12 protein-coding genes are annotated in these 12,405 nt (G+C 46.6%); 5 read left to right on the top strand and 7 right to left on the bottom strand.

The genetic code is table 11. The features are described 5' to 3' along the window. Positions 1-140: 140 nt before the first annotated feature. Positions 141-3,905, bottom strand: a complete 3,765-nt coding sequence (locus A8707_RS19745; RefSeq protein ID WP_068818925.1) for a class I SAM-dependent DNA methyltransferase — start codon at positions 3,903-3,905, stop codon at positions 141-143. A 222-nt stretch (positions 3,906-4,127) separates the two neighbouring features. After that, positions 4,128-5,909 (bottom strand): DUF1565 domain-containing protein, encoded by a 1,782-nt coding sequence (locus tag A8707_RS19750; protein ID WP_068818926.1) that lies wholly within the window; start codon positions 5,907-5,909, stop codon positions 4,128-4,130. Between the two features lie 431 nt (positions 5,910-6,340). Here A8707_RS19750 and A8707_RS19755 point away from each other — a divergent pair, with 431 nt between their 5' ends. Both A8707_RS19755 and A8707_RS19760 read left to right on the top strand, forming a co-directional pair. Then, entirely contained in the window at positions 6,341-6,667 is a 327-nt protein-coding gene (locus A8707_RS19755) for an antibiotic biosynthesis monooxygenase family protein (protein ID WP_068818927.1), read from the top strand. Between the two features lie 60 nt (positions 6,668-6,727). Continuing rightward, positions 6,728-7,279 carry an alpha/beta hydrolase gene (locus tag A8707_RS19760; protein ID WP_068818928.1) on the top strand — a complete coding sequence of 184 codons (552 nt, stop codon included), beginning with the start codon at positions 6,728-6,730 and terminating at the stop codon, positions 7,277-7,279. A 47-nt stretch (positions 7,280-7,326) separates the two neighbouring features. Here A8707_RS19760 and A8707_RS19765 read toward each other — a convergent pair whose 3' ends face one another. Further along, on the bottom strand, positions 7,327-7,545 hold the full coding sequence (locus A8707_RS19765; RefSeq protein WP_068818929.1) for a hypothetical protein: 219 nt from the start codon (positions 7,543-7,545) through the stop codon (positions 7,327-7,329). 289 nt (positions 7,546-7,834) lie between these two features. Between A8707_RS19765 and A8707_RS19770 the strand changes: the two genes are divergently transcribed. The 3 genes from A8707_RS19770 (at position 7,835) to A8707_RS19780 (ending at position 9,808) form a co-directional block, all read left to right on the top strand. Beyond that, positions 7,835-8,491, top strand: a complete 657-nt coding sequence (locus tag A8707_RS19770) for a hypothetical protein (RefSeq protein ID WP_156518751.1) — start codon at positions 7,835-7,837, stop codon at positions 8,489-8,491. A 228-nt stretch (positions 8,492-8,719) separates the two neighbouring features. After that, complete coding sequence (locus A8707_RS19775; protein WP_068818931.1) at positions 8,720-8,947, top strand: hypothetical protein; 228 nt, start codon at positions 8,720-8,722, stop codon at positions 8,945-8,947. A gap of 270 nt (positions 8,948-9,217) precedes the next feature. Continuing rightward, a complete protein-coding gene (locus tag A8707_RS19780) occupies positions 9,218-9,808 on the top strand; it encodes an SH3 domain-containing protein (protein WP_074382540.1) in 591 nt (196 codons plus the stop codon). Positions 9,809-9,884: 76 nt separating this feature from the next. Here the strand turns inward: A8707_RS19780 and A8707_RS19785 are convergent, their stop codons facing one another. The 4 genes from A8707_RS19785 to A8707_RS19800 all read right to left on the bottom strand — a co-directional run. Next, positions 9,885-10,310, bottom strand: coding sequence for a hypothetical protein (locus A8707_RS19785; protein ID WP_068818933.1), 426 nt, complete (start codon positions 10,308-10,310; stop codon positions 9,885-9,887). A gap of 12 nt (positions 10,311-10,322) precedes the next feature. Next, a complete protein-coding gene (locus A8707_RS19790; protein WP_068818934.1) occupies positions 10,323-11,696 on the bottom strand; it encodes a GH1 family beta-glucosidase in 1,374 nt (457 codons plus the stop codon). Next, positions 11,689-11,886: a hypothetical protein gene (locus tag A8707_RS19795; RefSeq protein WP_068818935.1), complete on the bottom strand. Its 198-nt coding sequence runs from the start codon at positions 11,884-11,886 to the stop codon at positions 11,689-11,691. The genes A8707_RS19790 and A8707_RS19795 overlap by 8 nt, the downstream gene beginning before the upstream one ends. A 56-nt stretch (positions 11,887-11,942) precedes the next feature. Then, positions 11,943-12,405 (bottom strand): tetratricopeptide repeat protein (locus A8707_RS19800; protein WP_156518757.1); only part of this gene is annotated, 463 nt, incomplete at its 5' end.

A 12,405-nucleotide genomic window follows, 5' to 3' on the forward strand; every position in this document is an offset into this window, starting at 1 on the left:
GTATTCGCAAGCAGTTGCGCGACTCGGACAACCTACGCGATGCGGTAGAATTTGTTCTTAAACAAGCTGCGTCCTAACCAATGTGGCAGTGGCTATAGATGTGCGTCTACCCAGATCGTCATGCGACCAATACAGGATGGTTAAGCAGGTAAACGATCGAGGTCTGTTTCTCCTTCCACAACTTTAATTTCATCTTCTGTCAACCCATAAAGTTGATAAACCAGTTGGTCTATTTCTGTTTCTAATGTAGTTGTATCAGCGTTTGGAGCAGATTTTTTAGTAGTAAGAACTTCATCAACTAATAAAGTAATAAGTTTTGATTGCTCCAGATTTATTGAAGGAATTGGGATTTGCCCAAAATACTTCCAGATCAATTGAAACCCATTTTGAATAGCTGTGCAGTATTTTGAAATAAGCCACCAACCCATTCTTGAATTAAGAATTGCTAGTAAAACTTTATCTGCTTTTGAAATAATCCACATGGAGTCATTACAGTAAAGCTCTTGATCATCGTAAATAAAACATGGCTTTACCTGAAATTTTTGATACATTATTTTAGGCATCTCAAATTCTTGCCAATAAGCTATATTGTCTTGAGTCTCAAACCAGTCACTACTTGTTTTTTTACGACTTCCTTCTTCTCCAGATTGCTCTAATCTTTTCCTGCCAAATCTAAGTAAATGATCTCTAACCGCTGGGTAGTCATCAATACTTATATTTAATACGGGAAAAGTGCCAATCAACCATAAGTTATCTTGTTCCGCATACCATTTTTTTATAGTCCTACCGCGCAAGACAGGTTTGAGTAATTCTGAGCTTTTAGGATCTTTCATTACCATTTGAGCTTTTTCCTCATCATCAACAAGAAATGCCTCTGTTAAACCTGTTACAATTCCACGAAATTGTTTATCATCAATATACTCAGCTAGTGAAATACATCTACTTTTTAATATTGAAAGTAATTTCTGGTCGCTACCAGAAGAAATCACCCAAGTTTCATCATTTAGTGCTTCAGACGTTATTTCATGAGAGATACTTTCTAGATAAGCAGCAAATCCGTTACTGTAATTAAGCGTTCTTACAGCAGCAGAGACAAAACTATCGCTGTTGCTCTGCTTTGAAGCATTAAGGATACAAGGATAAGTAGTCGCCTCTTCAAACACTTGCAAATCACCAAAATCGATAATTGCCTGTAGTTGATTTTCTAAAAGGTAGCTTCTTAAAGGTTTCCCATAACCTGTTTGCATCCATTTATTAGGCATAATATAACAAAATTGACCTTTAGCCTTTAGAATTTTAAACCCCTTTTCAATGAAAAACACATATAAGTCAGCAGTTCCTGAATAGGTTATAAAATTAGTCTGTAAATAAGGTTTTTGACTTTTGATTTCTTCTTGTCTGATATAAGGAGGATTCCCAATTACTACATCAAAACCGATGAAAACACCTTCATCATTTAATACTTCAGGGAACTCAAACCGCCATTCTAGTGCATTCTCATAAATTCTACCGCTTTCTATATCTTCAATCTCAGCCCTTAACTTATCAATCTCATTATTTAACTTAACAATCTTCTTCTCCTGCGCTTTCTTCTCCTCTTTGGTCGGCTCCAGCAACAAAGTTTGATTCTCTAGATTATAAATCTCACCCTCTAAGCGTCTTAACTTAGTTTTATTCGGATTGATTCCTTGTAGCGTCGTCTTAAAGTTGCCTTTGATATCAGTGATTAGTTTTTCCATTTCTCGCTTCTGCTCTTTATTTTCAGCATTGCGGTAAGTTTGCACAGCATTTCTATAGCTATCTATACTGTGTTTGTTCTTGCCTAAAGCCGACCTCAAATCAGCATTCAAAGCAAAACGACTAATCAAAGAATTACCGCACTTGATATTAATATCAATATTCGGCAAAGTCTCCAACTCATTATCTGACTTATAATAAGCATTTTTTAACAACTCGATCCATAACCGTAGTCGGCATATCTTAACTGAGTTTGGGTTAATATCTACCCCAAAGAGACAGCTTTCGATAATTGTCTGCTTCTCGTGAAATAGCGTCTCTTGTATACGCTGGCTCTCTTGGCTTTTCGGATTATATTCAAATAACTTTCCGTCATCATCAGTGACAATTAGTTCATCATTGACAACCTCAACTTGATAATCTCTTAACGTTTTCCCTTTCCCATCAAGCAAAATCTTCAGTTCACTTTTGATCGCGATTATCTCATTGAGTGCTGAAACCAAAAAATGCCCTGAACCCACAGCCGGATCACAAATTCTCAAGCCATTGATGATCTCGTTAGCTTCCTGCTTATCCCTAATTTGGTCAAACAACTGATCAATATTCTGGCAATTCCAGCCTTTGGTGTCGTTAAACTTCTGCACCACCGCCCTACGAATTGTTTCGCGGCACATATACATCGTGATAAAACCTGGCGTAAAGAAAGAACCATCTTTATAGCCGTTAATCTTTTCAAAAATTAGCCCCAAAACAGAAGCATTAATCAGCGTTTTGTTCTCTTCCTGAATTTCTTCTGAGCCTTCACTACTAAAATCATAAGCATTGAGAAACTCAAATAGATACCCTAGAGCATTAAGTCTACCCGATCGCCTTCTGCCATTGCTGTCTTTCAAGACGCTAGATGAAAAAACAGGAAGACTCTCATCTCTGAGATTGCTAATAAAAATAGTTGAATGCTCAACCTCCGTTGGCTCAAACAGCGAACTATTTAAATAGGGAACATTAGCAAAGATTTTTTTTACACTTTCAACCCGATCGCTTTGCTTACGAGCCAACACGCTAAAGAAAAGGCTGTTCAGATCGTCATAATTCTGCACCTTTGCCAAACTTAAAAATGAAAATGACTTGTCGCCTTTGTGATATTTGATCAACTGAGCCTCTAGTAGCTTAAGAAAGAGAACTCGATTGATCCAAGTGATCGCTAACTCTAAGCCAACATTAAAAAGTCTGTCCTGATGAGTGTCACCAAACTGTGCGGGCTTTTCTAGTCGAGAAATTTTGTCTAAACTATCAAGCTGGTTGATCGCATTTTCAATTAGCGAACCTGAATCACGATCGCTCTCTTTCTTCCGCTCGATCAGCTTTTTGCTGCCTGTTTTCGTCTCCGTCAAACCGATGATATACAGCAACTCACTATAAAAAGCTTTATCTAATCTATTGCTATCGTTGGCAAAAGGCAACTTCAATAAGTGTTCTGGCGAAAGCAGTTTAAACAGCGCAATCAGTTCGCGATCGTCCTGTCCTTCATCTCTCAAAACTCCTTGGAAATCTCTAATATCAAAATGCGTAAACGTGATCTCATCTTTGATGTGTGCGATCGCAGGTTTGGCAATCTGATTATAGAAGAAGTCAGTTTTTGTACTACTCAATCTCCCTTCTTCAAAATCGATAAACTGCTTTACCAGCGCATTGTTCTGGGCAAACATCTGCTCAAAAGCAGTTGCGTCAAAAATGAACCACTCGTAAATATTGGTTGCAACTAGATATCTAATTTCAAGATTCTTTTCTGTGATTCGTTCGCGCAGAAAATATAGAACCAATTCCTGAAAAGCTTTAGTGTTTAGGTTGTCAACCTTAAGCATCTCGCTTTTATTGGTTGGCTTCTTAGCTTCTAAAATCACACCGACGCTGCTTTTGGCATCTTTCCCGTTATGAATAACAAGGTCGTTACGCCCTTTGGTATTGATAAAATTATTTGCCCTATAATACGTGCTCTTTAAAAAGTCGGAAACAAGATTTTTATGAAACTCCTCTGATTCAGTCTCGTTAGTTTGGTCGAGCAGCTTAATTAAGTTATTTTTGAACGTCTCAATATTTTCCCTATTGGGCTTAACTTTGAGGAACGCTTTATTTAATGCTTTCCTTGGCTGTAGTTTATTGTCTCTCATGAAAAATAACCCATACAAAACCAACAGATTCTATCTAGTATGCCTAACTATTCCTGCGTTGACCGACTTTCTTAAGCGGCATAGGTTTTTACAACATTTGACGATCAATTTAAGAAAAACTAACTGCGCTAGCTGGAAGGAGTAGATCGAAAGGTTTCATCTACTCCCGCTTCGGGGCAAAAACACTAAATTGTTCTGCTCCAAAGCGGATAGGTAGAAAAACTAAGGAGCAGCAACCACGTAAGGCGAAGGGATTGCAGGTGCTTTTCCAGCGTTGACCAACGCTTGATAGACGAATGCCGCCACCTCTGCACGGGTCGCCTCCCGATTAGGATTCAGCGTATTTACGGTCGGGTAGTTGACCACTACGTTACGCGCCGTTGCAGCCGCGATCGAGCCACTCGCATAAGACGGAATCGCAGTCGCATCTTGATATCTCGACAAAATCGAAACATTTCCCTCGCCAAACTCTAAGCCGTTCGCGATCGCCACCAGCGCCTGAACTCTGGGAATTTTCTGCTCTGGCTTAAAGGTGCCGCCGGGATAGCCTGCCATGAATCCTCCCTGTGATGCGGTTTGAATCGCATCGAACCCCCAAAAGCTTTTGGCAACATCGGCAAAGGCTGTCCCTGTGCGTTTAGGCGCGGGGCTAAAGGCTTTGGCGACGATCACAGCAAACTGAGCACGAGTCACCGGATCGTTGGGTCTAAAGGTGCCGTCTGGGAAGCCCGTAATCACCTTCTGAGCGGCTAGGGCTTGAATGTAGGCTTGCGCCCAGTGTCCTTGAGTGTCGGCAAAGTTGCCGCTGGCGACAAACTCGACTTTCCCGGAGGTGCGTTTGGGGTCGATGCTGTTGCCGATCGCGACCAGCGTGTTGTTGCCCGTCGAGTTGTTGAGATCAAATTGTTTGTTGTTGCGAATCGTATTGTTTCCGGCGTTGTCGGTTGTGCCCAAATCTGGCTGTGCGCCGATCGTGGCAACGATTCCATCACGTCTGTTATCGGTGATCGAGTTGTTGCGAAGAATCGGACGGGCATTGTCATTGATGTAGATGCCATCCTGGTTTTGGGTGATCTGATTGCCATCGACGATCGGCGCAGAGGTGCCCCCGATCGCGAGTCCAAATCCAGTGTCAGTAAAAACATTGCCGCGAATCTCGCCCCGTGCAGTCTTGGCGACCGAGATCCCGTTTGCCTGATTTTGGGTAAAGATGCTGTCAAGAATTTTAGGATTTGCGGCACCCGTCACAAAAACGCCTTCTCGAACATTTTTTGTGAAGGTGCTGTTGGCGATCGTTGGGTTCGCGTCTTCGACCCAAATGCCAGTGCCGCGAGAATTAGAGTTCGTGACGGAGACTCCCCGAATCTCGCTGTCTTGTGCTGCCAAGATCGTCACGTTTTGAGTCGCAAAGGTCTTGCTGTTGTAAGGTCCGCTCCCGCTGATCTGGACGCTTTGACCCTTGTCGGATTCGTTGCCCCGCAGCACCACGCCCGGTTTCATCAGAATCGGAAACGTCTCGCCCGTCTCCTTGCTATAAGTGCCCGGAGCGAGTTGAATGATCGTGCCCGCTGCCGCTTGCTGAAGTGCAAACGCGATCGTCCGATAAGGGGCATCGACTCGTCCGGCATCGGGGCGATCGCTGCCTGATACTGGATTCACATAAACCGTTCCTCTTGCAGTCGGCACTTGAGGATTTTGGGTCGGTGCATTCGGCTGAGTCGGAATCGGTGGCAAAACTTCAGGCGTTGGCGCTGGGATCAGTCCACTGGGCGGAGTTGGAATCACTTGAGGCGTGTCAGGAATCACAACGGGAGCCTGAGTTGGACTGGCTTGAGGCGTGTCAGGTGTGACCGTAGGAACCACAACATTGGGTGTAGTCGGAAGGGATTGAGCTAACAGAACTGCACCGCTGCTCATCCACAGCAGAGTGGCTAACCCTGAGCAAGCGGCAAAACGAGTTTTGAACCGAGAAATCGAATGAGTTTGAATACCCTGGCGTGACATATCGGTATGTGTGTAGGAGTTATTGAATCGATGCGAGAAGGCTAATCGGTCAGCATTCTGACCCAAGTTCAGATGTCAGCATTAGACAATAGCATCTAAATCTCAACTTAGAACTCAGGGACGTGACAAACTCAAATGGCTCTAAGTTCCCCGGTGCGTGGTTTAAGAAATATATCGGTTTTGAGCCGAGTCGAGACGATCGCGCCGCCTCCCAGATAATGATAAGGATCATGGATTCAATAAAACCGAATCCTCCCTCACCCCAACCCTCTCCCTGGGGAGAGGGAGCAAACGTCTAGTTCTCTTTCTGTCTAGGAAGAAGGGGGATGAGGGCAAGAGATTAAGCTTCAGATCGACTGCTTCTCTAAGCTATTTAATCCACATTCTTAAGAATCCCGGCTCAACCGTTTTTTAAAAAACCGCAGAATCGTATGACAGATTTTCAGGATTTTCTCATTCATAAATGCGCCCAAGTTGCGATCGGAGAATTTAAAACAGGCAAGTTTGAAGCGGCGCAGCAACTCTATCAAGAAGCCGTTTCGATGTATGCAGAAGGCTTTTTAGGAGCTTATTTGCTGCGAGAAAAAGACACCGATCGCGGCATCTCGGTGATTTTTTGGAAGAGCGAAGAACTGATGGAAGCCAACAGCAGCGAGGCACATCAAGCCATTCTCAAGAAGATGGCTCCCTTGTTTTCGGCAGTGCCAATGGTGAGTTCTTATGAGATTGTGAGCGAGATTCTGCCTAAAGACGGATAAAACGGACGAACCTAACGAGGTGCGCTAACGTCAGAAAAATCATCCTCAGTTGACCACCCCATGAAACTACAAGGTTTATCGCTCCGCCTTTTGCTGGCTTTAGGACTGGGTTCAGGTGCTGTTTTCGTCAGCCCTTCTGCATTTGCGGCTCAACAGGTGATTCTCAAATATGGCATTTTACGAGAATCGGTTTCGGTTAGTGATTTGACCACCTTTGCCGAAACTGGAAACGCATCGCCTGCGCTGCAAGCTCATTTGAGGCTGTCAGGTCAAAAGCCCGAAGCGGTGCGGCAAACGCTCAATAGAGAAGTCCGAATCAATCCGATCGTGCTCGATCGAGTCCTCAATAGCCCGATCGGAAATGCCCTACTCGATCCGCTCAGTCAAGCCATCCGCACCCCAACAGGTGGTGCCGATCGTCAAGCGCTGCGAGGTGCCTTAGCGCTGTCTGCAAATGGAGATGGCAAATTTTCAGTGTTAGAAATCGTGCAAAAATATCCGACCCAAGAGGTGTTGATCGATGGCGATCGCATCGTCGAGTCTTACCGTCGGTTGAGCGACCTTGCCGATCGACTGAGAGCACCCCTTGGCAGCATTTTGTTCAAAAGATAGCCCCCTGAAAAGGAGGCACAACCGAGAGAGATCTTGAGCGATTTGACCTAATAAGCCAATGTCTCTAGAGTCTCGCGCAAATAGGTATGAACCAGCGTATCAAGACTTAAATCTGAAAGGTGTTTGTCTACTTCTCGCTCAATTTTCCAGCCGTTAAACCCCGAACTATCAGCGATCGCTCGCTTCAAGCTGTCCCAAACTTGCGTATCGTAGGCTAAAGGACGGGCATCATTTTCAGAGGATGAAGACGGGTTGAAGCTAGACATGGCAGACCTTGTGTGTGTGAGCAGCAAAATTCTGTAGCATTGAGGCGGTTTCAGCCAGAGAATCTCGCTTTCTAGCCTAACCTATTTACAAGATAGCTTAATGAGTCTGCGTGTCTGTGCTGTTGACAACATTTCGCCCAAAAATTTAACGCTCCTTGGCTCTTTAGTGTTACGATGACCGCAAAATTTTGTAGTCACGGGTTTAATCTACATGGCTTGCGGTTCACACAAGGGTTCTCATAGAAATTGGTGTAGAGCCATTCATCTGTCTTTCGCGTCATTGAGCGGTTTGGCTTTGTGCTCGATCGTTCAGTCTGCTTCTGCTCAGTCTCCGGGCTTTCCCTTAACGCCACCGCCGCCGACGGTTCCGATTCAACCGTTGCCCTCTCTGCCCGTCGAGAGCACCCCTTTGCCCAATGAGCGAGTTTTTCGGGCACCTGTGACAAACCCAGTTCCCAATCCAATTCCAAACTTGGCTCCGAGCAACCGTCCGCAATATCGGGTGTTTGTAAATGGTGACAGCTCACTGATGTTGCAGCAAGTCAAACGCGTCGAGCCACAGGCATTTATTCAGCAGTTTGAGGGGCGGCGGGTGATTCAGGCTGGGGTGTTTAGCACTGAGGCAAATGCGCGCCAGCAGACCGAAGCCTTGGCAGCCCAAGGAATCGCTAGCGAAATCACCACCTCTAATATGGGGTCTCTGCTGCCTGGAAACAGCGCTAGAGGCTACTATGTGGTAGTTCCGGGCGATCGAGCCGACTTGCCCGATTTGCGCGATCGAGCGATTCGCTTAGGCGTTCAGCAAACGTCGATTCAACTGCGAGAGCGTCCGTTGGGTCCGCATTTGGCGGTCGGTCCGTTTGCTCAACGTCAACAGGCTGAGGCGATGGGCACTTACTTGAGAGACCGGGGGCAGTTGGACACGCGGATTTTCTTCGATCGCTAGAGAGTGTTATGAACTCTGAGACTGATCAATCAGAAGCAGCAATCAGCAATCCGGTAAAGACGCAAGCGGCAGCAGGCTGAGTGAGAGTCAGGTTTGAGGTGTATCTACTGAGGTAAAGACGCGATCGTCATTCACAAGCTTCTGAGCTTCTTCAGCGAGTCTCCGATGCTAGTGAGTGAGTCTTGGATACTCGTTGATGAATATCGGATACTCGTTAATGAGGCTCGGATGCTCGTTAATCAGTCTCGGATGCTAGTGAGTGAGTCTTGGATACTCATTGATGAATATCGGATGCTCATGAATCAGTCTCAGATGCTAGTGAATGAGGCTCGGATGCTGGTGAGTGAGTCTTGGGTACTCATTGATGAATATCGGATGCTGGTGAATCAGTCTCGGATGCTCGTCGTGAAGCATGTGAGGTTCATTCAAGCGTCTCTAAGCCTCATTCGTGAATAGACCTCCCGCGTGAATCTGGATAGCCCTCCTCACGAAGTGGGGCAAGCCCTCGCCAACCCTTCTCCCTAGGGAGAAGGGAGCCAGAACCTCTTGTTCCCTCTCCTTGGGGAGAGGGCTAGGGTGAGGGCGAAGGATTCGTGCAGGAGGTCTAATGTCTGACGCTTCGGTATGAGGAAATGTGAGCCGCTTGGCAGATTCTGCGCTTAGATGGTCTAAGCAATCTTCTTCGATAGGTCTCTTTTAATGAAGTTTAAGTACGGTTCAGCAGTGATGACAGCCCTGGTTATATCGGTTGCTACGGTGCTACCAGCGTTTGCAGAGACAGGGACAATTCAGGGAACTCCGGGTAGTCGTGTGAATATACGGCAGTCGCCTTCAACAAACGCGTCTGTGCAGCACTATGGGGTAGGCGGCGATCGGGTTAATATCCTCAACCAAACCAATGCACCAGATGGCTATCGCTGGTATTTTGTCGAGTTTCCCAGTTCTGGCGCGCGTGGTTGGATTCGGGGCGACTTATTGAGTGTTAGTGGAACCTCTGGCGGAAGTTCTAGCCAGCGCATCTCGTTTGCACCGGGAACCTCTGCCGCAAGGGTCGGTGGCAGAGTGCAGGGTACGCAGTCTCGCGACTATATCCTGGGGGTTGGAGCAGGTCAAACGCTTAGCGTCAGCACGATCACCACCTCTTATTTGCAGGTGCAGGTGTTTGACCCAAACGGCAACAACCTTTACTCAGGCAGCCGCAACTGGTCGGGTGTGCTGAATCGAAGTGGAGACTACCGAGTCCGTATGCGGCTAGTGCCTGAAAAGCAGCAGTCAGGCATTACGGGAGAATATAGCCTAACGATCGGCGTTCGCTAACGACAGCGGCTAATTGCGATCGCGCTCGCCCACTGAGTATCAATTCCTTAGTTTAAGCGCGATCGCTCTCTGACCCCTAGATAAACTGCCCCAACGCCCAGCCCAATCCTAAGCCGATCCAAGACGTAACGGTAAGCAGACTGCACGACTGAATGTTGTTAAAGTTAGCAGTCAGAAGGTCGATTCGGGCTAGTGCCTCAGCCGCCAGAATTAGAATAATTGGAATAAATATTTTAAACCAGTTGAGCACGATCGAGGCGAGCGCGGCTCCGGCAATGATGGCACAAAACGCTATCGTGTCGGACGTAAACCATCGCAAAACGAGATGTCTAAACCCAGTCAATGGGTTGATGAACAACAGCGCTAACACAAATGCCCATCCGATCGCAAACGCAAAAGCCGTCCATGGATGACTGGTCGATGCCAAGAGTTTGCCAAAGGCGATGTGCGCTGCAAGCAGAAGGGCAAGGGAAATCCAGTGGAATTTTTTAGAGACAACCATGAAGGGTGACTACTAGACGACTCGATTTTGACGAATGCACTCAGCGTACCAATGATAACTGGCTTTTGGAATCCGGTTTTGGGTGCAGTAATCGACATAGATGATGCCAAACCGTCGATCGTAGCCCCACGACCACTCAAAGTTATCCATCAAGCTCCAGACAAAATAGCCTCGAATCGGGTAGCCCTCATCAACAGCCCGATGAACCGTTTTGAGATATTGACGCAGATAGAAAATGCGATCGCTGTCCATGACTTCGCCCGATCGAGTCACTTGATCTTGAGCCGCACAGCCATTCTCGGTGATAAAGATCGGTAGATCAGGACGGTTTAGAATTTCGCTAACGTGACGAATGCCCCAGTAAAGGCTTTCTGGCACGATCTGCAACCACGGCATATGCATCGCTGGATAGCCTTTCGAGAAATCAATCCACTCACAGCCTTGAGCGTTATTTGCAGCCCGAATGTAAGTGCCTGTGTAGACATTTAAACCTAGTGAATCGATCGGTTGATGAATGATCTCTAAATCACCAGTCTGAATATCAGGGGCATCGCGACCGAGTTGCTCTAACAACACTGGGCTATATTCACCCGTGATCGCCGGATAAATGATTCCGCCATTGCCACAGTGATAAGGAAAGGCTTTTTGAGCCGCCTCAATGTCAGCCGCAGATTCAGTAAGGGGAACGGTGATGCCAGGATTATCGACCAGCGCGATCGAACACGGAACCGGAGACGCAGCCCGAATTGCCTGACAGCCTAACCCATGTGCCAACAGCGCATGATGAGAAGTTTGCCAAACTTGTTTCTTTGATTTCACACGAGTGCCGGGGGCGTGTTTTGGCGTTTGATTTACGTCATACCCCAGGTGAGTAAAGCAGGAAATCTCGTTGAGCGTCATCCAATGAACGACGCGATCGCCCAATCGACTCACGACAGCCGTGACATAATCTGCAAAATCCTGTGCGATTTCTCGACTTTGCCACGAGCCATATCGGTCTTCCAGAGCTTGAGGGCTATCCCAATGAAACAGGGTGACGTGGGGCGTAATGTGGTGCGATCGTAAACAATCTACCAGTCTGCTGTAGAAGTCGATGCCCGCCTGATTCACCGCCCCTCGCCCATCGGGAATGATGCGACACCAGGAAATGCTGAAGCGATAGTGTTTGATGCCCAACTCCGCCATCAGTTTGATGTCTTGCTCATAGCGATGGTAGTGGTCACACGCGATCGCGCCTGTGTCGCGGTTGAGGGTTCGTCCTCGTCTGGCGCTAAAGGTGTCCCACACGCTCGGCTTGCGCCCGTCTGCTTTGACGGCTCCCTCAATTTGATAGGCGGCAGTTGCGGCACCCCACTCAAAGGTTTCTGGAAACTGATAGCTAGACATTGTTTGAGTTTGAGGCTTGTACGATCCGACCGATGAGAACTAACAAGATGGTGACGCTAGGCAAGAGGATTGCGGTGATGACGATCGGAGTTGTAGGTGCGATCGTCACCCAAGGGGCGGCATATTTGATTAGGAAAGAGAGGGCGACCGAGAGCAGCAAAACTTTGAGAATGAGAATAAGAGTATCCATGCAGGTGATAAATCAAACTGTTAATAGTTAGGTTAATTCAGAAAACCTTTATGTGCTCAAGGTGGGGCTGCTAACAACGCTTGAAAGAGATCGTTTCCTCGAATAGGGTCGAAGTCTACATCTGATTTTGCTCCTTCTCGTAATTCAGGTTCGAGTGCAATTGCTTGCTGCAAACAGTCGATTGCTAATGCAACATTGTTTTGTAGTGAATAACAATTGGCTTTGCCGTAAAGAGCAAAGGAATTCTCTAGTTCAATTTTGAGGACTAGATCGTAGCTAACAATAGCGTCGTCGTAGCGCCCTAATTCTTGCAGAATGGCACCTCGATATAACCAGGCTGCATGGTCGTCAGGTTTGAACTCGATGGCTTTGTCATAACTCGCGATTGCCTCGTCATATTTCTGTAAGTTGTCAAGACTATTGCCCCGGTTATACCAGGCTGCATGGTCGTCAGGTTTGAACTCGATGGCTTTGTCATAACTCGCGATTGCCTCGTCATATTTCTGTAAGTTGGGGGGG

Source organism: Phormidesmis priestleyi BC1401 (assembly GCF_001650195.1).
Classification (GTDB): domain Bacteria; phylum Cyanobacteriota; class Cyanobacteriia; order Leptolyngbyales; family Leptolyngbyaceae; genus Phormidesmis_A; species Phormidesmis_A priestleyi_B.

Coding starts and splice junctions, on each gene's coding strand:
- A8707_RS19745 (WP_068818925.1), bottom strand. CDS start 3,905: ATGAGAGACAATAAACTACAGCCAAGGAAAGCATTAAATAAAGCGTTC.
- A8707_RS19750 (WP_068818926.1), bottom strand. CDS start 5,909: ATGTCACGCCAGGGTATTCAAACTCATTCGATTTCTCGGTTCAAAACT.
- A8707_RS19755 (WP_068818927.1), top strand. CDS start 6,341: ATGACAGATTTTCAGGATTTTCTCATTCATAAATGCGCCCAAGTTGCG.
- A8707_RS19760 (WP_068818928.1), top strand. CDS start 6,728: ATGAAACTACAAGGTTTATCGCTCCGCCTTTTGCTGGCTTTAGGACTG.
- A8707_RS19765 (WP_068818929.1), bottom strand. CDS start 7,545: ATGTCTAGCTTCAACCCGTCTTCATCCTCTGAAAATGATGCCCGTCCT.
- A8707_RS19775 (WP_068818931.1), top strand. CDS start 8,720: ATGCTCGTTAATCAGTCTCGGATGCTAGTGAGTGAGTCTTGGATACTC.
- A8707_RS19780 (WP_074382540.1), top strand. CDS start 9,218: ATGACAGCCCTGGTTATATCGGTTGCTACGGTGCTACCAGCGTTTGCA.
- A8707_RS19785 (WP_068818933.1), bottom strand. CDS start 10,310: ATGGTTGTCTCTAAAAAATTCCACTGGATTTCCCTTGCCCTTCTGCTT.
- A8707_RS19790 (WP_068818934.1), bottom strand. CDS start 11,696: ATGTCTAGCTATCAGTTTCCAGAAACCTTTGAGTGGGGTGCCGCAACT.
- A8707_RS19795 (WP_068818935.1), bottom strand. CDS start 11,886: ATGGATACTCTTATTCTCATTCTCAAAGTTTTGCTGCTCTCGGTCGCC.